21 protein-coding genes and 1 tRNA gene are annotated in these 21,546 nt (G+C 57.0%); 9 read left to right on the top strand and 13 right to left on the bottom strand.

The features are described from left to right. Nucleotides 1-79 precede the first annotated feature (79 nt). Complete coding sequence (locus M0P56_RS08045; protein ID WP_291509536.1) at nt 80-406, bottom strand: type II toxin-antitoxin system PemK/MazF family toxin; 327 nt, start codon at nt 404-406, stop codon at nt 80-82. After that, on the bottom strand, nt 403-627 hold the full coding sequence (locus M0P56_RS08040; RefSeq protein ID WP_215850316.1) for an antitoxin MazE family protein: 225 nt from the start codon (nt 625-627) through the stop codon (nt 403-405). Before M0P56_RS08040 ends, M0P56_RS08045 begins: the two co-directional genes overlap by 4 nt. A gap of 173 nt (nt 628-800) precedes the next feature. Between M0P56_RS08040 and M0P56_RS08035 the strand changes: the two genes are divergently transcribed. Both M0P56_RS08035 and M0P56_RS08030 read left to right on the top strand, forming a co-directional pair. Continuing rightward, a complete protein-coding gene (locus M0P56_RS08035) occupies nt 801-1,307 on the top strand; it encodes a hypothetical protein (RefSeq protein ID WP_291509535.1) in 507 nt (168 codons plus the stop codon). Nucleotides 1,308-1,379: 72 nt separating this feature from the next. Further along, nucleotides 1,380-2,072, top strand: coding sequence for a phosphatase PAP2 family protein (locus M0P56_RS08030; protein WP_291509534.1), 693 nt, complete (start codon nt 1,380-1,382; stop codon nt 2,070-2,072). 114 nt (nt 2,073-2,186) lie between these two features. Here M0P56_RS08030 and rhuM read toward each other — a convergent pair whose 3' ends face one another. Then, the gene (gene rhuM, locus M0P56_RS08025) at nt 2,187-2,744 is read right to left on the bottom strand and encodes a RhuM family protein (protein ID WP_291509533.1); all 558 of its coding nucleotides are present in this window, start codon (nt 2,742-2,744) and stop codon (nt 2,187-2,189) included. A gap of 91 nt (nt 2,745-2,835) precedes the next feature. On the opposite strand from rhuM, the gene M0P56_RS08020 reads away from it, so the two are divergent. The 5 genes from M0P56_RS08020 (at nt 2,836) to M0P56_RS08000 (ending at nt 8,877) form a co-directional block, all read left to right on the top strand. After that, nucleotides 2,836-3,906 carry an ADP-ribosylglycohydrolase family protein gene (locus M0P56_RS08020; protein ID WP_291509532.1) on the top strand — a complete coding sequence of 357 codons (1,071 nt, stop codon included), beginning with the start codon at nt 2,836-2,838 and terminating at the stop codon, nt 3,904-3,906. A gap of 290 nt (nt 3,907-4,196) precedes the next feature. Further along, complete coding sequence (locus tag M0P56_RS08015) at nt 4,197-4,514, top strand: hypothetical protein (protein WP_291509531.1); 318 nt, start codon at nt 4,197-4,199, stop codon at nt 4,512-4,514. Between the two features lie 914 nt (nt 4,515-5,428). Next, entirely contained in the window at nt 5,429-7,012 is a 1,584-nt protein-coding gene (locus tag M0P56_RS08010) for a Fic family protein (protein ID WP_291509530.1), read from the top strand. Between the two features lie 283 nt (nt 7,013-7,295). Next, nucleotides 7,296-8,666, top strand: coding sequence for an NRAMP family divalent metal transporter (locus M0P56_RS08005; RefSeq protein WP_291509529.1), 1,371 nt, complete (start codon nt 7,296-7,298; stop codon nt 8,664-8,666). A gap of 10 nt (nt 8,667-8,676) precedes the next feature. Continuing rightward, nucleotides 8,677-8,877 (top strand): hypothetical protein, encoded by a 201-nt coding sequence (locus tag M0P56_RS08000; RefSeq protein ID WP_291509528.1) that lies wholly within the window; start codon nt 8,677-8,679, stop codon nt 8,875-8,877. A 109-nt stretch (nt 8,878-8,986) separates the two neighbouring features. Here the strand turns inward: M0P56_RS08000 and M0P56_RS07995 are convergent, their stop codons facing one another. The 4 genes from M0P56_RS07995 to M0P56_RS07980 form a co-directional block, all read right to left on the bottom strand. Further along, nucleotides 8,987-10,066: a TQO small subunit DoxD gene (locus M0P56_RS07995; RefSeq protein ID WP_291509527.1), complete on the bottom strand. Its 1,080-nt coding sequence runs from the start codon at nt 10,064-10,066 to the stop codon at nt 8,987-8,989. A 168-nt stretch (nt 10,067-10,234) separates the two neighbouring features. Further along, nucleotides 10,235-11,047 (bottom strand): transcriptional initiation protein Tat, encoded by an 813-nt coding sequence (locus tag M0P56_RS07990; RefSeq protein ID WP_291509526.1) that lies wholly within the window; start codon nt 11,045-11,047, stop codon nt 10,235-10,237. 320 nt (nt 11,048-11,367) lie between these two features. After that, nucleotides 11,368-12,060 carry a GDSL-type esterase/lipase family protein gene (locus M0P56_RS07985; protein ID WP_291509525.1) on the bottom strand — a complete coding sequence of 231 codons (693 nt, stop codon included), beginning with the start codon at nt 12,058-12,060 and terminating at the stop codon, nt 11,368-11,370. 76 nt (nt 12,061-12,136) lie between these two features. Beyond that, nucleotides 12,137-13,096, bottom strand: a complete 960-nt coding sequence (locus tag M0P56_RS07980) for a uracil-DNA glycosylase family protein (protein WP_291509524.1) — start codon at nt 13,094-13,096, stop codon at nt 12,137-12,139. Between the two features lie 177 nt (nt 13,097-13,273). Here M0P56_RS07980 and M0P56_RS07975 point away from each other — a divergent pair, with 177 nt between their 5' ends. After that, entirely contained in the window at nt 13,274-13,624 is a 351-nt protein-coding gene (locus M0P56_RS07975) for a DUF4870 domain-containing protein (protein ID WP_291509523.1), read from the top strand. Between the two features lie 97 nt (nt 13,625-13,721). Then, nucleotides 13,722-15,587, top strand: a complete 1,866-nt coding sequence (locus tag M0P56_RS07970; protein WP_291509522.1) for an ATP-binding cassette domain-containing protein — start codon at nt 13,722-13,724, stop codon at nt 15,585-15,587. On the opposite strand, the gene M0P56_RS07965 is transcribed toward M0P56_RS07970, so the two are convergent. The 6 genes from M0P56_RS07965 to M0P56_RS07940 all read right to left on the bottom strand — a co-directional run bounded on the left by M0P56_RS07965 (nt 15,584) and on the right by M0P56_RS07940 (nt 21,436). Further along, nucleotides 15,584-15,907, bottom strand: a complete 324-nt coding sequence (locus tag M0P56_RS07965; RefSeq protein ID WP_291509521.1) for a hypothetical protein — start codon at nt 15,905-15,907, stop codon at nt 15,584-15,586. The genes M0P56_RS07970 and M0P56_RS07965 overlap by 4 nt on opposite strands. Continuing rightward, complete coding sequence (locus M0P56_RS07960) at nt 15,900-16,211, bottom strand: hypothetical protein (RefSeq protein ID WP_291509520.1); 312 nt, start codon at nt 16,209-16,211, stop codon at nt 15,900-15,902. The genes M0P56_RS07965 and M0P56_RS07960 overlap by 8 nt, the downstream gene beginning before the upstream one ends. Next, nucleotides 16,208-17,965, bottom strand: a complete 1,758-nt coding sequence (locus M0P56_RS07955) for a penicillin-binding protein 2 (protein ID WP_291509519.1) — start codon at nt 17,963-17,965, stop codon at nt 16,208-16,210. The genes M0P56_RS07960 and M0P56_RS07955 overlap by 4 nt, the downstream gene beginning before the upstream one ends. Before the next feature lie 37 nt (nt 17,966-18,002). Further along, on the bottom strand, nt 18,003-20,054 hold the full coding sequence (locus M0P56_RS07950) for an O-antigen ligase family protein (protein WP_291509518.1): 2,052 nt from the start codon (nt 20,052-20,054) through the stop codon (nt 18,003-18,005). A gap of 325 nt (nt 20,055-20,379) precedes the next feature. Continuing rightward, a tRNA-Pro gene (locus M0P56_RS07945) sits at nt 20,380-20,456 on the bottom strand. Between the two features lie 11 nt (nt 20,457-20,467). After that, a complete protein-coding gene (locus tag M0P56_RS07940) occupies nt 20,468-21,436 on the bottom strand; it encodes a polyprenyl synthetase family protein (protein WP_291509517.1) in 969 nt (322 codons plus the stop codon). Nucleotides 21,437-21,546: the final 110 nt, after the last annotated feature.

The raw sequence follows: 21,546 nt of genomic DNA, 5'->3' as shown, positions 1-21,546 counted from the left end.
TGAGTGACCCTGTCCGCATCGGAATCCGCGAGCGCCCGTTCGACGATTGTGTCCAGCGCGGAAGATTAAATCGTCTGGATCATTTCGCTATCCCCAAAAACACAGCCAAGCAACGCTCGACCTCCACCAGTGCATCCGCGTCGATGCGTCCGAATGCTGGCCCTGCCTTTTCGCGCTTCACCGTCATGGCCTTGTCTACCATCACCTGTGATGGTTTCTGCAAGCCGTTCTCTGCGCTCGGTTGAACCGTGACGCGCAGCAATGGCGCAGCAACCAGCGTGCTGGTGATTGGCAGAACGGTTACGCTCGTGTGCTCCCCAAACAGGTTGGCTTGAATCACCAACGCGGGCCGTGGCTTGCCAAAGTCGCCCTGCATGGCGATGGTCACAAGATCGCCGCGCATCATTCCGTCCAGCCGTCCACATCTGCCAAGACTTCATCCATGAACTGCAGCATGGCTGTATCGGCGCTGTCGGCTTGAGCCACGAGAAGGGATTGGCGGCGACACTCCTCCGCGAAGTCTGGGCGGCGTGTGTCAGGCACCCAGATTTGCACCGGGCGCAAGCCCGCCATGCGCAGCGCGTCGCGGTGCTTTTGAACTCGTGTATTAACGTGCGTGGTTCCCATGTGAAAGCCTCCAATAAAGTTACATGCAACACGTCTGGTGGGTCAGGCGCGCTCTCGGTAAAACATTCACTCTCTTCACAAGCTAATGTTCCCGCTTCCTGGGGGGCGATCCCCTTTTCGGCTGGCTATACCAGAGCAGGAACTTGGTATTAGCCTGTTGAGAGGGAGACCCCATGGCAAAGAAAGCAGTATCCGCGTCCACCATCGACCCGGACGCCCCAGAGAAGGAGACGGTCGCCCATTATCTCGTCGCCCGGCGGGAATCGCTGGAGCGGTACGGCGATTATATTGCACAAGCGAAAAACTGGCGGATTGCCGCTGTGGCATCCATAGCTGTCATGATGACTGACACCTCGATCCTGCTACGCCGAGGGCTGCTCCTCGAATACATCACGCTTGGCTGGAACGTCGTCGGAACCGCCATCGTCATTGCCGCAGCCATCGCTGCACACGCTGTGGCACTTGCGGGCTTTGGCTTGGACTCACTGGTAGAGATAGGCGCATCTGTCGTTGTCGTCTGGCATCTGCGCGGCATCCACAAGGGCCGCGAGTTGCGCTTCGTTCAATCTCAATCGCTTTTTTCGCTCTTGCCATCTATATCGCTGCGCTGTCTGCGCACACTCCGGCTTGCCCGCCAGGGTGACATTATGGGGCAGCACAATCCGCTACGATGGAAGTAAGCGGACCGTGAACATAAACTCGCCCGATGTGGTCTCGACTAATAATGAACCAGCATCCGTGGAGAATAAGCCTTGAACGAAAACAGCCAACAGGCACCATGGTACCGTCAGGTTATGGCGGTAATACCCCGGCATGTGTATCTCAAAAGTATCGGAACAACGGGTTTTATTAGCCTATTTTTCGTTGCGTACTTTTATTTGCTCAAAGATCCGGCCTACCCGCCAACGGTGATGCCGAGGATCTTGCTGGATCGCCTGATCGGTTTTCAGCCGCTGACGCTGCCCATCTACTTATCACTGTGGGTCTATGTTTCTCTTCCTCCTGCGCTACTAGCGACACGGCGCGAACTGTATGGCTATGGCATGAGCATGGCCGGAATGTGTCTTGTAGGGCTGGCCATTTTTTACTTCTGGCCCACAGTTGTACCCGCATCCCATATTGACTGGGCTCGGTATCCAGATGTGGACCTTCTTAAAAGCATGGATGCCTCCGGCAATGCCTGCCCTTCGCTGCATGTCGCCACAGCAGTATTTTCAGGCATTTGGTTGCATTATTTGCTACGACGCTTCGGCGCGCCACTGTGGATAATTGTCTGCAATTGGGCTTGGTGTGTAGGCATCGCATATTCTACCCTGGCCTTACGCCAGCATGTGGTGGTGGACGTGTTGGCCGGCCTTGTGCTGGGGGTATTGGCCGCTTACCTTTCATTATTGGGGAGGCCGCGGAGCAGCGATGCCTTTTTTATCCATGCGCCACCGGGCTAAAACTGACCTTTTCAAGGGGAGGTAAAGCGGCGCTTGGCTTTTGAGCCCTCAGTGGCCCCCGTCGGATTTACGGATACGTGCGCCTTCCCAAGTCGTCAGGCCCATGTTCGGCAATCAGCTATCCGCACGGCTGGTAACCAACTCGGCGGCGGTCTGGCTGTGGATGGCGTAGTGCACCTTGTTTTGCACCGTGGCGAAAAACTGCTGAGTCAGGGGGTGGCGCGCGTCGTAATCCACGCTGGTGGCGTAAATGTCGGTGATTTTCTGATAAAAGCGCCGCTCACTGGTGCGGATGTCCTGCAGTCGACGGGTCAGTTCGTCGAAATAATCCCGGCCCTTACTGGGGTTCTTCAGACGCGCGTCATCCAGCACGAAACCCTTGATGATATACTCCTTGAGCTTATCGTTGGCCCACTGGCGAAAGCGCACACCCACCGGGCTGCACATACGAAAGCCGAGAGCGAGGATCATGTCGAGATTGTAGTGTTCCACCTCGCGGGCCACTTCACGCCCGCCCTCGACTTGAACTGTTCGGAATAACCGAACAGTTGCCGCCGGCGTCAGCTCCCCGCCGTGAGCCGCTATAATGGGACGGAGGACATAAAACCTGCAGTATAGTGACACGGGCTGCCGTTTTCCCGAAACACGGGATGCCCGTTGTGGTGTGGGCATGAAGAGGGTGGCCTGGGAACAGACTTTACAAAGGTGATGCCGCCGTGTTGCCGGATATCCCATGAGCCCGTCTGGCGGGAGGAGGTGAAGCATGCAACGCGTAGCGGGTGCCGTGATGGGCGCCCTGATTGGTGATGCACTGGCTTTGGGGTGTCATTGGTACTACGACCTTGCCGAACTGCGGCGGGAATGTGGCCCCTGGATTACCGACTATCTCACGCCGCGCCCCGGCCGTTATCACAGTGGCCTGCTTGCGGGGGATATCTCGCAAACCGGACTGCTGCTGGTCATGCTGATGGAGTCGTTGGTGCGCTGCGCGGGTTATGAGGAGGACGATTTCACCCGTCGGCTGGATACGGAACTGTTCCCGCAGTTGGACGGCACGCCCATGCAGGGACCGGGGGGCTACACCAATCAATCCATTCGAGAGGCCTGGCGTAAGCGCGTGCCAGAGCATCGCCCATGGGGAGAATGCGCCGGCGACGCGGACACGACGGAGGGTGCCGAACGCGCCATTGCCATCGCTGCCTTTTATGCCCTGCAGCCGAAAAAAATGGCGGAGGCGGTGTGTCGCAACATCGCCCTGACCCAGCATGATCCGGCCATCGTCGCCATGAGCGTCGCCTTCAACGCCGTTTTGGCCCAGTTGGTCTCCGGCGCTGCGTTGACGCCCCAGATTGGCACCACGCTCATGGCGCAGGTGCGCAGCGGAGCACTGCCATTCCACATGGTTACCCAAGGCCACCTGCAGCCACCGTCGCCGGGTGGCGAAAGGATGCAGGCAGGTCAGTTTACGTCGCCCGACGCCTTGCTCACGGCGGGATACGCCGCGCTGGCCGCCGCGGATCCCGACATCGTCATTGAACCCGCCTGGAAGGTGAGCCTGGTTTACGGCATGCCCTGCGCCATTTACCACCAACTGCCTGCGGCTTACTACCTGGCCAGTCGTTTCCGGGAAGATTATGAATCAGCGGTACTGCACGCCATCAACGGGGGCGGACAAAACATGTCCCGTGCGATGTTGACGGGTGCGCTCGTGGGCGCCCAGGTAGGTCTGGAGGGAATTCCCCGTCGTTTTATCGCCGGGCTGCGTGACGCTCAGCACTATCTGGCGCTGGCGGCGGAACTGGAGCAATGGGCGGTCAGACAGGAAACGCCTTAACTGAGGCATCTTGAATCTTGTGAACATTCTCGATTGGATATAGTGGATCGAGGAGGATTTTATGGGGAAGAAAGTATAGAGCTATACGGCTGAGTTTCGGGCCGAAGCGGTCAAGCCGATATTGGCTCAGGGATTCTCCTTGCCGGGGCTTCACAGCGGATTTCAGTGCCCAAGGGGGACATCGGCTAACTGGGTGCCAAAGCCCGTGGTCGGAAGCTTGCAGGTATCCCTGGAGCGTAGGGGCCGAACTGGAGGGAGAGAATAAACAGCTCCGCAAGGAACGGGCACAGATGTGGATGGAGCGGGATTTTGTAAAAAAAGCCGCTGCTTACTTTACTTTGCCAGGGGATCGCAGCAAGGTGCGCGCTCATGAAGGCGTGACGAAGCCTATACCCCATAACGGTCATGGCCAAAGTGCGGGGTACATTGGCGGTACAGCAGTCATGCCAACGCGACACAATGGAAAACATTATAAATCTAATAGAAATAATAGGATGGAACAAATGTACCCGAATACGCCCAATTCGCAACAATCCAACTCTTTGAAATATAACAAAACTGAAAATCCTCGTGTCGGCGGTTCGATTCCGTCCCTGGGCACCATATAAAACAGTAAGTTGCATCGAAAAAACCCATCAGAAAAACCATTGGCACAGACGGATGGCACAGTAAAACCCTTCCGGATCGGTGGACAAAAAATCCTCGTGTCGTAGCAAAACCCCCTTACGTTGCTTACTTGGTCTGCAAACCCTTTGTAGCAACAGTACGCCACCTTGCTCAAGTCAGTTGTAATCTGCCTGTACACCACTTTCGATCATAGCTCTCGGGCAGGGTCTGGCAACAACTGGGGAACGAGGTTGGTTTTCTGCCCATGATTATCTGGCTTAGTCCAGTTCAACTTGGGAAACCCAGAATCCGGAGTGATGATGTTCTCCAAAGTGACGGACCCCTTGGCGAGCCCCCGCTTATGACGTGCTCTCCGCCTACCCTGTTCTTAGGGTGGGTCCAGGCAAACTGAGTGAAAAAAGATCAAGATGGCGAGGGCTATCCGTGGCGAGCGCTGGGCGCTTTGGTCGGAGCGGTTCACATTGTTCAGCCAACTGCGGGCGATGGGACAAGATTCAGGGGGTCCCTCCGGGTGTCCTCTGCTTTGCGTTATCGGACAGTTTGCGATACATTGCGCGAAGTGACTGCGCATGAGTAGTACCGTGTTGTTTCAACTGGAGAATCATGCATTAAATCGCTGCAGGAAGTCCGCACCAACTTACGCACAATTATCGCCAAACCGATAAATTACGCAACGATGGATAATTAAGCATAAATTGAGCGTACACCCCGCTGTGTGCCCCAGCAGTACAGCTCATGCCCGACTCGCCAGGGGGTGAATGACCCTGTGGACCGTTCAGGAAGGGGTTACTACGAGGTCGAATATGGGAGTTAACCCCTGTTTCAACTGAAAAACTCTTTATTAAATTAAATAAAACATGTACATTAAATTAACCAAAACATGTGGAATGATCGAATGGCGCGACCGAAACGAAGCGAAGCAACAAAGTTGGCCCTAGCCTTGGAAGAGCTGCACGCCAAGATCGGGCCAACCCAAGGTGTCGTTCGCGGCCAACAGATCAAGAATGCCACGCGAGTTTTACTCCTAGAGAAGGGCTTTCTGCGGGAAATCCTCAAGGGGTGGTACTTCGTTTCAGACCCAGGTGCTCACCAGGGCGACAGCACGCTGTTTTACGCAAACTTCTGGGAATATCTGGCGTACTACCTGGAAGATCGATTTGGCGCTCAATATTGCTTATCAGCGGAATCCTCCTTGCTACGGCATTCCCAATGCAATGTTATCCCACGGCAGATCCAAGTGCTTCTGGGTGTCAACCAAAGTCAGATTCAGGATCTGGTCTTTGGGCATAGCTTGGTGATGTATCCCGGACAAAAATCCATGCCCACTGAAGAACAGGTTGTCCTGATCGATGGCCTGCGATGTATGTCCCTGCCTTACTGCCTGATCAAGCTCCCACCCAGGCTTTATCAAACCTGGCAAAAAGAAATTCAGATTGTGCTCGGTACGCTTGCAGATCCAGGGGCCATCGCAGTGTTGGTAGAGACCAGTGGGCTGGGGATAAGCCGCGTGGTGGCGTCGCTTCGACAAGTCGGCCGCAAGGAGTTCGCGGAACGTATAGAACGCGAACTGGCGGGATCCGGGTTTCATCTTCCCCAGGTCAAGGACCCCTTCGAACCGGATGCCGTTTACCAACTTCAAGCCATAGGAAAGTCGCCGCTATACGCGCGGGTCCAACTGCTCTGGAAGGAACATCGTGAGGAGGTTTTGGCGATGCGACCTACGCCTCCTCCGGCCTGGCCCGAAATCGCATTTCTTCAGCAGGTGGAAGCGGCAAAGCTGGAGGATGCTTACCACAGCTTATCCATAGAGCGGTACCGAGTAACGCCTGAACTTATTGCGCGAGTTGCGGCAGGACAATGGCACCCAGACGGTCATCCTGCCGATCGAGAGCAAACCGAGGCTATGGCTGCACGGGGTTATCTGGACGCTTTTGAATTGGTAAAACAGGATGCTGTTGCGGCCTTTCGCGGAGAAAGCACCGCTCCAGGCCTGGCTGCCCGCCTTTTTTCCGACCATCATCAGGAATGGTTCCAGGCTCTGTTTGGTCCATCAGTGACAGCCGGAATCCTCAAGCGTAGTGATCTCATCGGATACCGTCGACACTTGGTGTTCCTTCGCGGATCGTCTCATGTGCCACCACACTTTGAGTCGCTGCGGTATGGCATGGAAGCCCTGCAGGAAAGCCTGGCGGAAGAAACAGACGCTTTTGTCCGGGCCGTCCTGGGCCACTGGCTTTTTGGATTTATTCACCCCTATGCCGACGGCAATGGACGCATGGCCCGATTTACCATGAACCTGTTACTAGCTTCGGGCGGCTATCCGTGGACTATCCTTCAGGTCGAGGAGCGTGAGCGCTACATGGCCGACCTGGAAAGTGCGAGCGTTCAACAGAACATCGGCGACTTTGCCAGATTCATTGCCTGGAATGTGGAAAAGGCCGTCGCCAATCTGGATCTTCGTTCGGTTGCAGATAAGTAACGCGCCAGAAATGCCCTAAGACAAATTCTGTAAAACAGCGTGCAAAAAGCGTTTGAGGACGGGTTGCTGGAAGCTTTCCAGAAAGCGAAATGTTGATGGAACTGGGAGAGTTCGTCGAACTTTCGCATGGGATGTCCGTTGCGTCAGAGCGGGCGATATTTTGCTTGACCTGAGCGGCTGTGCGAGCTTACAAAAGTGCCACTTATTTAAAGGCTGATCTTGCTGCGGCAAGATCAGATGGGTTGATTGTGGCTTCTTTCGCACGTTATTCAGGAGGGGATTGATGTCGAATGTGTCCGAACATCACGCAACGCCCAGCGAGGCGGATGTGTTGCAGCAATTACCCGAGGACGTGCGGGAGCGCATCAAGGATCGCTGGCGGATTTATCAGCTCCGCCATCATCCCTCCTGGTGGCGACGACTACTGCTGTTTATGAGTCTGATCGGGCCAGGCATTTTGGTGATGATCGCTGATAACGATGCCGGCGGCGTCATCACCTACGCCCAGACTGGGGCGATGTACGGTATCGGTTTTTTTATTCCCTTCCTGTTGCTCATGATCCCGGTAGCCTATGTGGTGCAGGAGATGACCGTACGACTTGGCGCTGTGACCCATCGAGGGCATGCCGAGATGATCTGGGGGCGTTATGGCGCCTTTTGGGGGGTGTTTTCCCTGCTGGATTTGACGGTGGCGAATGTCCTGACGCTGGTGACGGAGTTTATCGGCATCCGTGTGGGCATGAGCGTGTTCTCCGTGCCGCCGGTCCTTTCGGTCACGTTGGCTTGGATATTTGTCGCGGTGACCATGATTTTTTTGCATTACCATACCTGGGAGCGGCTGGCGTTGTGGATCGCTGCGGGTAATATCGTTTTTGTGCCCCTGGCTATCGCGGCGCACCCGGACTGGGGCCAGGTGATTGCTGCGGTGGGCAACTGGCACATTCCAGTGGGGACCGCAGTAGGCGCCTTTACCTATGTCATACTTGCCAATCTCGGAACGACCATCGCGCCGTGGATGCTCTTTTTTCAGCAATCCTCGGTCGTTGATAAGGGCCTGACGGTCAATGACATCCCCAGCGGCCAGGCCGATACCGCCTTCGGAAGTCTTTCCATGGGGATCATCGCCATTGCCATTGTCATCTTGACGGGTACCCTGGCGTATGGGCACACCAATACCGCCCAGTTCGACATACAGGCGATCCTCCACCTGTTACGGCAGAGCAATCTGGGCAGTATCGGAACCGCGCTGTTCGCTCTGGGTCTCGTCGAGTCCGGGCTGATTGCCGCCATTGCCATTACGGCAAGCACTTCCTGGGCGGTGGGCGAAGCGCTCAAACTCCCTCGGAGTCTGAACCTCAAGCCACAACGGGCCTTGCCCTTTTATCTGTCCGGCATTTTGAGCGCCGGGATGGCGGCCATGGTGGTCCTGATCCCCCACATCCCCCTGGGGTTTTTGAACCTCACCGTGCAGGTGATTGCATCCATATTCATGCCGGCGGCAATGTTGTTTCTGCTCATGCTGCTGAATGATCGCGAGATCATGGGGAGCTATGTGAATCGGCGCTGGCAGAATTATTCAGCTTTCACCATTGTTGGTTTTCTTATTCTGGCCAATGCCGTTTATGGCTATACCGTCGTCTTCCCATCCGTCTGAGGAGCTTTGTATGCATCCCAAAGAAGACTTTCGCTCCGCGGCGACCCCGGAATTTCTGGCGTTTCTAGAAGAGGATATCCATCAGGAACCCAAGCCACTGACTCGTGCGCCGATTCGGGGAGGTGTTCAGATAGCCTTCTGGAGTTTGCGTACCTACATCGTGATCATGCTGATCATGGTGGCCATCGGTTTTACGCGCGGTATACATTGAGCGGGAGGCACCAAGCGCGGGGAACACTCAGTAATGGGTACTTTTTATCGCGATTGTATTGTTACCGCCGGATTTTTGAGAAAATCCGGCTTTTTCTGTCGGGTACTCGCTAGTACTGCAGGTCCACCTTCCAGATATGCCCATTCACCGATTCAAGTTGCAGGATGTAGGAGCTCTGCGGCAATGGTGCCATATTCTGAGTCGCTGGAGGGAGATGGATCATGGCTTGCGCACCGACAGGTCCGGTGATCCCGAATTTCCCGGTGTGAATTTGCTGGTAAGCAAAATCATTCACAAAAGCGCTTTTTGGCAAGGAAGATAGAGCAGCGCTATCCCACCTCTCCACCACTTTTCCAGTTTTACTGTCCACCAGCACAGCTTCGAGCACATTGGATGGTTCTGCAGCCACGCCAGCGTTGACATAGGCGTGGAATTTTATGCTGCCATCGTTCTGTAGGACGCCATGATCCAATTTCCAGTGGTGCTTGGCCGGGCTTACCGGGCCGCCATGGAAGGGAGTAATGACCGAACCGCGGTAATAACTGTAGGTGGCAACGATGAAGACCACCGCGATCCAAAACAAACCCAGAGCCAGCTTTTTGAACGCGCCATCGCTCAAGGGCAGAGGCAGGCTACCTCCCAGCCAGCGGAACAGGCCGCTATTGGCCAGGCTCGGATTGCGCGCCAAGAGCCAATTGTCTATCGAGTAGGCCCCGGACCCTGCCAACACCAGAGTGATACCCATGGCAAAATTGGAGGACGCCATGGTCCATTCGTCGATACAGGTGGCGCCCTGCCAGCCGAAGAGCAGCATCAGTACGAAAGACAGGCCAATGGTGGCCACGGCCGCCAAACGGGTGTAGAGGCCGATGATGAGCATGAAACCGGCAATCATCTCGACAGCGCTGAAGAGGATCACTCCGGCGTAGAGCAGGGTGAAATGATGCAATAGAAAAGCCACCAGATGGTCTGTGCCGAGCAATGCGCCGGGCATGGCTGTCTGGAACTTGTAGGCCATCCAATGGCCGTGTACATCCAGTTTTTGCGGGCCATAGATGAAGCGTCTGGTGCCACCGCCCCAGTAAATCCATCCTTGAACGAAGCGAATCGTGAGCAGGGCGATGGCGGCGAGTCGCCAGCTGCGATTGCCCGAGTCTTGTGGGGCGGTGTTTGACCTTGTAGTTGCCATGAAACCTCCTGTTGAGTCTGAATTCGGATAGGCGCGGTCCATCACACGGCCTGACCGCAGCCCTCCACCTCACCTGTCATGCCGACCCACCTTGGGCTTTATGACGATCAATCTGTGAGCTGACGGTCAGTGGGCGAGGTGGGTGGCGTTCCGCGTGAGTAACTGAATTTATTTCGCGTACTGGAATCCAGCCAGCTGCAACTCCGGCAAGGTACCCACGATGCCCGGTGTCAGGATCGCGCCGGGAATGAGGTGGTTGGTGAATTCCGCCGCTATTTGCTCGTGGGCGAGATGGTCCGGATTGATGCCTTTTTTGAGGAGGCCCATGGTGAGCTCCCAGACTTCGTTGTGACAGGCCAGAAAGACTGCGCCGCGCCGCTGCAGCACCGCTATGCTATTGTCATGCGGTGAAAACGCGCCCTTTGAATCCTCAAAGTCAGCCGGGTTGGCTGCGGAAGCGGGGGGCTCTTTCAGCCATACGTTGCTTTTCCATTTCCCTTTGGTGAGCGTAGAGAGATATTTGTCCCAGATGTAGTTATCGTACAGGGCAAAGTGCGCCGTTCCGTGAGTGGCAGACACGCAGAGGAAATCCGCATGTTTGAAAGACCATATCTGGCAGTTCATGGCATTACGCATGAGATTGAGCCACGGGCTTTTCAAGGCGGTGTTATCCCAAACCTGTTTAGGGCCGCCTGCATAGTGAAGCACCTCGTTCAACGCCTCGCTGTCCCATTGGTCCGGGTCAGTGAGAATCATCGGGACACTCTTAAAATCCCGGCGCCTTGGGGCTGTTGCGAGTCGGTTGCTCAATTCCTGAAGGCTAGCAGATCCGCTCGGTAGCAAGTTGCCTGGGTTCCCGCTCATCCCCGCAGCCATGGCGCTCGCGCTGGCGCCCATAGCACCCACCGTTACCACACCTGCACCCAGTATCGCACGTTGTATTGCTTCCCTGCGGGTTAATAGGTTGTCAAAGCCTGACATTCTCAATCCTCCTTAGATATGGTCAGATCGTGGCTTATTGCCACTGATTTTGTAAATAGCGCATAAATTGCAGCAATGCAAATCAGATGTTAGCCGCTTAATAATATTATCATAACAACGTGGTCCATGCGGACTTTTTGTGCGAGCCAACAATTACCCCCCCACGTTGTCGAATAGCTTTACAGCATAATCTGGCACACTTCATGTTTTGATGAGCTATTCTCACCCGCATGGGTCCCCGGTGGAAACAGGGCCAGGGAATGTCTGGAAGGTGATGGTGGCGCAGCATTACGATCCGTTCGATATATTCCAGTGGTGAGTTATCGCAGAAACTGGAATATCAATTGAGCGATCTGTTTCTGGCCGGCGGCGTTTGGGTGTACGCCATCCGCCTGGTAATACACATCAGCCCGGTGGGTCTTGAAAAATCGTCGCAACTCTGCATAAACCGGAACGACCGGAACGTTCATGGCGTGGCCCGCCGTATAAATATCCGGGATGGGGCCACGGATCAACATGGCTTCGCTGATGCCGTAATTCGAGTGAATGATCGGCGGTGGCGTACAGATATAAATCTTGGGATGTGCCTTGATCTGTGCGAAATGCCGAATCATCTCTTCCGCATTAGCGGTGAACTGGGAACCAAATTTTGGCCAATTTTGGGTGTTGGCATCATTGGTGCCCAACATGATGATAACAATATTGGGATCAAAGCTTGTGGCGGCTTGATATTCCGGTGTTTTCCAATAAGGAAGAGCGCCATTCTTCAGCATGGTAGCCCCGCTGTGACCGAAGTTCGCAACCTGATAGCCGGTTCCCAGCAATTGCTGTAATTCCCCCGGCCATCCTTGCTTATGTCGCTGTGGCACCCCGGCACCGTAGGTAATACTGTCTCCGACACAGGCCACGCGAATTTTCCCCGCCACCGCCCGGGAGTCTGTGAGCAGAAACAACAAGCCGGCAATCAAGATGACCGGAAACAACCGCCAAGCGCTGTATTTGTGATGACCCATAAAAGACTTCTCCCATACCGTTAGAAATACGGCCATTCCAGGCTTCCGACGGGTCGGACAACGAGGGAATGGTCCATCATTTCTGCGACTCCGCAAACACCGCCAATGCCCGCTTCAGATCTTCCCAGACTTTGCGCTTGTCGATCGGGTTACGCAGCAGATAGGCGGGGTGGTAGGTGACAATCAGCGGCGTGCCTTGGTAGTGCTGGGTCGTACCGCGCAATTGGCTGAGCGGCGTATCCACCTGAAGCAAGCCCTGCGCCGCAAAGCGCCCCAGCGCAACAATCACGCGGGGTTGCAAGAGGGCAACCTGGCGCTGCAGGTAGGGCGTGCACGCCTGCACCTCCGGACCCAGCGGATCGCGGTTGTTGGGGGGGCGACATTTGAGGATATTGGCAATATAGACGTCTTTCTCGCGGCTTAGGCCCATGGCGCGGAGCATGTTGTCGAGGAGTTGACCGGCGCGACCCACAAAGGCTTCGCCGCGGCGGTCTTCTTCCGCACCCGGCGCCTCGCCGACAAACAGCCAGGACCCGCGCGGGTTACCGGCACCGAATACGGCATGTTTGCGGGTTTCGCCGAGGGGGCAGGCCTGACAGGTGCTGACCATGTTGTTGAGGTCACGCCAGTCCAGGGTGGCGATGCGTGTTATCCGTTGCGGGTCCGCAGAAGAGGGGCTTGCCTGAGTAGCAAGCACCGGGGCTTGAAGGGCTTCGGCCTTGGCCAGTAGAGACGTACTGCGTACCGGAGTCACCGCTGCGGATAAGGTAGCAGTCGCTGGCACCGCGTTGCGCAGTACGGAGACCCCTTCATCTACAGGACTGGGGAGTGACTCCGGCTGCATCACGGGCGTTTCTGCAGGGCGCATCGAGGCAGAGACAGGCGTCGTTCGCGCAGATACAAACCGATTCGGCACTGCACTTACGGCTTTTACCGCCGGTTTCACCGGCGCCATCTCCGGCGGCGGTTCGCCGGGCACGGGTAGACGCAGGAGTTGCAGGAATTGGCGTTGTTCGTCAGTGAAGGTATCTGGCATGGGTCTATGCTAAAGGTCCGGTCCATCGGTGGCAATCATTCTGCCACTTGGAAAGAACTCAGCTAGAAGCTATTCTTTGAGAAAAGATTCAGTATGATAGCAGTCATTGACCTCACAGAGTGAAGCATTACCCGATCGACCCAGTACGAAATCCATCACCCTACCGGGAGCGTAACCATGGAAACCAGCAATCTCGTCGAAGTAACCAGCAAGGACGATCGCAATATCGCGGCGCTCACCCATGCGGGCGGCATCATCCTCGGGTTTATCCCGGCACTCATCGTCTATCTCCTCAAAAAAGACAGTGGGTCCGCCTGGCTGGTGCAGCAGAGCAAAGAAGCACTGAATTTCCAGATCACCGTGCTGCTTGCCTATGTGGTGGCCAGCATCCTGAGTACCCTGTTGATTGGCCTGCTTATTTTTCCGCTGATTTTCATGGTGAATTTGATATTCTGTGTACTGGCCGCCATCAAAGCCAGTAATGGCGAGGTCTACCGCTACCCACTCACCCTGCGTTTGCTGAGTTGACGCGCGGAACCTGAAAACGCGCTTCCGGCTTGCGCCACCGCCGCGCGCCCCGTACCCTACGCCTTTATTTTGCATAACTAAGGATGGGGTCGGCTGAATGTCTATTCTGCGGCTGGAGGCAGGGCAAGTGGAATGGGGTGGCCGGGCGTTGCTGGACCATGCCGAACTGAACCTGGAGGCAGGCGAGCGGGTCGGCCTGATTGGCCGCAACGGTGAGGGCAAGTCTACCTTATTGCAAGTGCTGGCGGGCCTTTGTCCCTTGGATGCGGGGACGCTGTGGGTGGCACCCGGTGTGCGCCGCGCCTATCTGGCGCAGGAGCCAGATCTGGCCGGAGAGCACGACCTGCTCACCGCCATCAAATCCGGGCATCCGGCTTGGCGGCACCTTCAGAATGCCGATGCGGATGACGCTCACGCCCATGCCCTCGCCGACCATCACGATGCCTGGCAGATCGACTATAAGGCAGAGGCTCTGCGCGACAGCCTGGGGCTGCCCGCTGAAGGTATGGTCAGTGCCCTTTCTGGCGGCCAGCGCAAGCGGGTGGCCATTGCCGCCACCCTCGTCGCCGAGCCGGACCTGCTCTTTCTCGACGAACCCACCAACCATCTCGATTTGCCCGCGATTCTGGCGCTGGAGCAATCCCTGCTGCGCCATCGCGGCACACTGGTTTTCGTCACCCACGACCGGCGTTTTCTCGACCGGCTGGCGACCCGCATCATCGAACTGGATCGCGGGATACTGCGCAGCTTTCCAGGCACTTTTGCGGCTTATCAAAGCCGCAAGGCCGAAGTTCTCGCCGCTGAGGCGGCCGCCGATAATCGTCTGGAAGGGCAACTGGCGGAAGAGGAGGCCTGGTTGCGCCAGGGGGTCAAAGCCCGCGCCAAGCGCAACCAGGGCCGCCTGCGTCGTCTGGAGGGGCTGCGTGAGGAACGTGCCAGCCGTCGCCAGCAGCAGGGGCAGGCCACCTTGCAGATCAGCACGGCGGATCGTTCTGGTGCACTCATCGCTGAACTGGATCACGTTTCTTTTACCTATGAAGGGCGTCCGGTCATCCGCGATTTTTCCACACGCATTGAACGCGGCGACCGGGTTGGCATTATCGGCCCCAATGGGGCGGGCAAGACGACACTGCTGCGCCTGATCCTCGGTGAACTGGAGCCACAAGAGGGTACCATCCGCCGCGGCACCAAACAGGAGATCGCCTACTTCGACCAGATGCGCGCCACGCTCGACCCCGAGAGCCGGGTGTTGGACGCCATCGCGGACGGGAATGATTTTATCGAAATCAATGGCGAACGCCGTCATGTGCTGAGCTATCTGCAGGATTTCCTCTTCCCGCCCAGCCGCGCGCGGGGGCTGATCAAGGCACTCTCCGGCGGCGAGCGCGCACGTTTGCTGTTGGCCCGCCTCTTTGCCCGCCCCGCCAATATTCTGGTGCTGGACGAGCCCACCAACGATCTGGATCTGGAGACACTGGAGATTCTGGAAGAGCGCTTACAGAGTTACGCTGGCACACTCTTTCTGGTCTCCCATGACCGGGACTTCCTCGATAACGTGGTCACCCAGGTGATCGCCTTCAGGGAGGACGGGCAGATCAGCCAGAATGCGGGCGGCTACGAGGACTGGCTGCGCTGGCAAACGGAGTCTCAGCGCTTGGCAAAGCCGACAGAGCGTGGCGGCGGCAAGGGTTCTGGCAAACGCGACGGCAGCAAGGACAAAAAATCGGCCCTGAGTTATAAGGAAACTCAGGAACTCGCCACCCTGCCCGTGCAAATTGAAGTGCTGGAGAAAGAAGAGAGTGAAATCGCCGCCACGTTGGCCTTGCCAGAAACCTACCAGAACCCGGAGCGGCTGCGCGAGGTGCAGGCCCGCGCCGATGCCGTCAGTGCGTCTTTAACCAAAGCCTACGGGCGCTGGGAGGCGCTGGAAGAAAAAGCGGCGGTCCAGGCTGCAGAATCCTAGGAAAAAGACTTCGGTGTGCCCTGTTCCTTGTCGCGCAGCAAAAAGTGCAGCACCACACCGTCAATAATGGCCGGAGTCAGGGTGGCGATCAGGCCCACGGCCATACTCATCCAGGGTCCGGGTGGTACCTGCGGGTCTGGGATGAAACCCTGCCATTGCCAGGCTATCGCGGTCAGGTCATACGCGATAATCAGCCCCGGAATCAGCAGTAGACCATCCACGGCCAGAAGCACCAGTACCGCCAGTAGCACGAGCAGCGCCATACTCCCGCCTTTGATCAGGCCGCGCAGCCACTGCAACCAGTGGCGCGGCTCAGCCACGGTATACCCATAGCACAATATCCTGGCGTGGCAGGGTCACCGGTGCTCCGCTTTTGAAGTCCAGGGTCGCACTGGGCCAGAAGGCCGCATCGGCGAAGCGCGGGGTCACCAGATAAGTCCCCGGCCAGTCAGGAGCAGCCACTGCCTGATGCCCTCCGACAATAATGGCGCGCGCCCCGGCCGCGTCGACATAAATGTGCGCCACAGGGATACGGGTAAAGGCTGCCGCCGTCAGCACCCCCAGCAGGATCGCCGCGATACCGGCCGTCAGTACTCCCGCAATCCAATTATCCAGTCTGCTCAATTGCCGCCTCCTTCCGCCCAGATTTCTGCCTGGGTGGCCGTAATATGATTATCCTTAGAGGCGCAGGTGTTGTTTCCGCCGCACCAGCGCGGTGCAATGTTCAGCCCTTCGAGGGCATGGCGCATGGTCACGCGGAACACGGGTGCCGACTCCACGCCGCCAAAGTTCCAGTAGCGGGTGCTCCCACGCATGGTTACTGCCATGACCAGCTTCGGCGCAAAGCCCGGCGCAAAGCCCACGAAGGTGGCGTTGGTTTTGTTCTTCATAAAGCCGTCCTTACCGTTGGCCATATTGGCGGTACCCGTCTTGCCTGCCACGGCATAGCCAGGAATCGCGGCGAGGATGCCGGTACCATTGGCCGCGCATACCCCCTCCAACCAGTGCCGCAGGTGCGCGGCGATGCCTGCAGGCATGATACGCGTGCGCTGCACCGGTTGTCCGGCAATGAGTGTTGGCGCCACATGATAGCCGCCATTGGCGATGGCGGCATAACCTTCCGCCAATTGCAGAGTCGTCACTGACACGCCGTAGCCCAGCGCAATGGTGGCATGGCGGGCCTTGTCCCAGGTCTGGGGCGGGGGGAGTACCCCGCCTGTCCCACCCGCAAAGCCCAGGTTTGGCTCCGTGCCGTAACCCGCCGCCCGGTACATGTCATAAATGGCCTGTGCGGGCGTTCGCAAGGCAATTTTAGCCGCACCAATGTCGCTGGAGTACTTGAGGATATGCGCGACGTTCAGTTTCTGGTGCACCACGTCGTCGCGGATACAAAAACCGCCCACGGGCAGGCAGTGAGAGACGTTGAAGTTTTGGTTCGGCTGGATGCTGCCCGTTTCGAGGGCTGCGGCCACCATAAATGGTTTCATCACCGAACCGGGCTCGAAGGCTTGATGCACGGCGTTATTTACATAATCAGAAGGGTTGCCGCAACCGTCGCGCGCGTTGGGATTACAGGAGGGTACGCTCGCCATGGCGAGTATCTGCCCGGTCTGAACATCCATTACCACTGCCGAGCCCTCTGTAGCCCCAAAATGCTTTTGCGCTGCCAGCAGGGTCATATAAGCCCAATACTGGATCTGCGGGTTGATGGTCAGGTACAGGTCATGGCCGGGCACGGGCGTCTGCCGCGCGCCCAGCACATGAAGCACTTCACCTTGCCCATCCACCAGCACCTTTTCACTGCCCGCCTTACCCGACAACCATTGGTTATAACCCATCTCCAGCCCAGCGGCGCCCTGATGATTCAGATGCACAAGGCCCAACAGCGGTGTGGTTACCGCACCAAGAGGATAATAGGTGCGGCTGGTTTTCTGCACATAGATACCAGGCACATGCAGGGCATCCAGTGCAGTGCCCAGTTGTGGTTGTACCTGCCGCAGGATATAGGCGAAGCCTGGCCCACCCGACTGCACGCGCGTTGCCAGAACTTCCTGGCTGATGTCCAGAGCCTGCGCCACCTTGCTCCAGTCTTGATGGTACTTGTCAAAAACGCGAGGATCTGTCCAGATAGTCGCTGCAGGTACATTTACCGCCAGCGCATCGCCGTTGCTGCCATAGATCACACCCCGACCGGCGGGCAACGGCCGCGTCTGCAAATAACGCATGCGCCCCTGGGCACGCAAATCATGGGTCCGCCACCATTGCAGTTCTACATCTCGCACCAGTACCACCACTAGCCCCAGAAGAATCGCGACGAGGAGCAGTGCCGCCCGCCAGTGCGGCAAAATATGTTGCAGGCTTAGTCGTTCCGATGGCATGCACAGTTCCTTAGCATTGTTCCCCGGTCATCCTTACTCAGTGCGATATTACCGCCCCATTCGCGGTCTGGCGATGGATGGATTGCAGCCAGGAAACAGCCGGGGGGTAGGCCTGATTCTCGTGCAGCAACCGCAGTAAGGTGACCTCTGCTGCATGTTTGTCGCCCGCCCGCCATTGGGTCAGGGCGATCTCCATCTGTAGATCGCTGCGCTGGTAGGGAAAGAGCGGTCGCTGCAAACCCGCAACCAAAAAGGCCACGCCTTCATTGACTTGGCCCTGATCCACGTAGGCCAGTTGGGCGATTTTGTTGCGCAGGCTGACACTTTCGGGATTGATCGCCAGCCCCTTACGCCAAGCCAGCAACGCCTGCCGATCCTTTTGTGTTTTATCGAGGCCGAGCAGGGTGCCCTGCTCCAGATAGAGCGTGCCGATGGAATTCCACACGCCCGATTGCTGCGGAATCCCCACCAGACTCTGGCGGTATTGACTGAGTGCGCTCTTCACCAGAATACTGCGGCGCGTGACATTCATCCGAGCATCGCGGTCGGCGAGAGTCAAATAGGTGTTAGCGAGATAAACATGAGGTTGGGTGGCCAGTGGCCGCGCCATAGTCAGCCAGTCCGCCGCCTTCCGGAGAAAAACGGCGCGCTGATGAGCGTTTGGGGTGATTCGGTTGAGCCAGCCATTATCGCTTAACAGGGCGAAAGTCGCGCCATCCGCGACCAGATTCCACGACGCCACGACCGCAGCCAGCAACAGCAGTGTTTGAGCAATGATGCCGCCGATCCGCGGCAGGAGCGGCGCGGTCTCTCCCTGCGTACCATAGATACGCCAGGCCCTTGCCAGAAAGAGGCCAGCTAGCAGACTCAGGGGCAAATTGTAGAAAATAAAATTTCCCAGGGCATGACCGGTCATGGCAAAAACCCCCATTACCAAACCCAATGCCTGCAGGCGACCTTCATCGTTGATCTGCAAAGCCCGGCCTGCCCGATGAAGCAAACGGTAAAGCGCATACATCAGCGTTCCGGCAAAACCGAGGAGAAAGCCCAGATTGATGAGCCCTCCTTCGGCGAGGTATTCCAGAAAGTCGTTATGATCATAGGTGCCCGCCGACGCCAGTTCGCCTGGCAGGCGATAGGCCGGGTAGTTAAGGAAATAGCTGCCGATACCCGTTCCCAGCCAAGGGTGGCTCAGGAACATATGCCAGGTAGCCACCCACATCAGGCCACGGGCGACCGTAGACAGATTGTGCGTGATAAAACCTGGCGCCAGATGTCCCAGAAGATCATATCGTTGAAGATAACCCAGCAACAAAAAGCTGATCAGCGCCAAAGCCATTATCACCGCAATACGCCGTTTACCGCTGGGGCGTCTGCCGAATCCCCAGAAAACAAAGGGCATCGTACAGACCCAGGACAGCAGGCCTCCCCGGCTATTGGTCGAAAAGAACGCCAGCAGTATTACCGCCAGGGTAGCGAGATAAAATAACCCGACAAAACTTAACTGAAGCGATCCAAAGCGCGTATTTCGCTGCTCATCGTGGACGAAGTAAGCGGCGAGGATCGGGAAAAACATCAGGTTGAGCCACGCGGCAAAACTATTGGTATCCAGCAGCGGGCCGTAAGGCCGCAGGTCAAACAGCCCCCCGCCTTGCTCCAGGCCGTGGTAATACTGCCAGAGCGCCATGCCGCTCAAAATCCAGGCACTCAGCAAAACTCCTCGCCAGAACCAGGTCCAGGCCTGTTCTGCGACCGGCGCCGGGATCATCACGCTGATGAGAAATGCCAGCGGCAGAGAACCCAATACCCAAAAGTAGAACCAGCTGGTATAAGGCGATCCGCTCCAGAACAGGCTCAAGCCCAACCACAGTAACCAGAGCAGCATAAAAATTGGCAGGAATCCACGCGGCCAGGGCAAGCCGTCTCGCAGGCGCGGCCACCAAACCACAATTCCCCAGACTAGTAGAACGATACTGGTGGCTACCAGCAGCGGGATCAACTGACCGTTGTAATACCAGGAAAAAAAATAGGCAATCAGGGGAAAAGTGGCATAGAGCCAGACCCGGAAAGACGATAGGGCAGGGTTCACTAGTTGTCTCCGGCGTGTTGTGGGCAACGGTAATTTCCATCGCCCCGGCAGGCCGCCGCATGAATGGAAAGATGTCGGCCGCAGCGTGTGCATCGTACCAAACGATCCACAGCCGAAACTTGCGGGTGGCGGCGTTTTTGGCGCCGACCATAAAATAGGATCACAGCAAACGCTGCGAGAATAAGCCACTTCAGCATCGGCAAACACACCCGCGTGATGCCAAGGCGCCCGTATTTCCTAATACAGGCGCATCGACCAGGAAAGCTAAAAAGTCCATCACCAAACGACTATGAAAAAGGCCCGACGATGCGGGCCTTTCCTCAATTGGTCGGGGCGAGAGGATTCGAACCTCCGACATCCGCCTCCCGAAGGCGGCGCTCTACCAGGCTGAGCCACGCCCCGATAACATACCTTTAAAAATCACGCCGCACAGCAAATTCCGCTAAAAAGGCCAGGGCTTCTTTCTCCACCCCGCCGGGGAACCCGGACAGACAAGCAATCGCCTGATCCACCTTTTCTTCCGCGACGCGCAAAGTGTAATCAATTGACCTTGTTCTGGCAATGATTTCCCAGACCGGCTCAAAGACCGTCGGCGTATCAGCGCAAAGTGCTTCCCGCAGAATGGCTCGCTCTGCTACCGTAGCATGCTGCATGGCATGAATGTAGGGTAGGGTCGCCTTGCCATCAGCGAGGTCATCGCCCCGATTTTTGCCCATTTTTTCGGCACTGGTGGAATAATCCAGGGCGTCATCCATCAACTGGAAGGCCATACCGAGCAGGGAGCCATAGTGCGCCAACGCAGTTTCCGCAGCCACATCCAGGTTGTTTACCAGTGCTCCAATACGCGCGGCCGCCTCAAATAGCTTGGCGGTCTTGGCTTCAATGACTGAGAAGTATGCCTCGGGACTCAGATCAGGGTCGTTAGCATTCTCCAGTTGCGCGACCTCGCCTTGGGCGATAACGCTGGTGGCCTCCGCCATGGTGGCGAGGATACGCATATCGCCGTCTTGTACCATCATTTCGAAGGATCTGGCGTATAGAAAATCCCCGACGAGTACGGCGGCGGCATTGCCCCAGAGTTGATTGGCCGTCGCGTTGCTACGCCGCAACTCGGAACCATCGACTACGTCATCATGCAGCAAAGTGGCTGTATGGATGAACTCCACGACGGCAGCCAGAGGGATCGGACGTGGGCCGCGTTCACCGCCCATACGCGCGGCCAATAGCAGAACGATGGGGCGCAGCCTTTTACCGCCAGCATTGATCAGGTAAGTGCCCATGGCCGGGATAGTTGGCACCCCGGAACGCAGTTGCTCCTGGATGGCGCTGTTCACTGCCATCATATCGGACCGCACGAGGCGGTTGACTTCCTCCAAATCCATGCCCTGCTGCTCCCTCTCTGCCTGCTTCAGCACCTGCTCCACACCAGATGGTGCTAAGCTCGCGGCCGCAGGCGATTGTCGTTAGCGCGGCATAAGCTTGTCAAGCGCGG

This window comes from Acidithiobacillus sp., from assembly GCF_023229925.1.
Taxonomy (GTDB): domain Bacteria; phylum Pseudomonadota; class Gammaproteobacteria; order Acidithiobacillales; family Acidithiobacillaceae; genus Acidithiobacillus.
The sequence above is the reverse complement of the archived record's forward strand: the minus strand, read 5'-3'. Positions and strand labels throughout refer to the sequence as shown.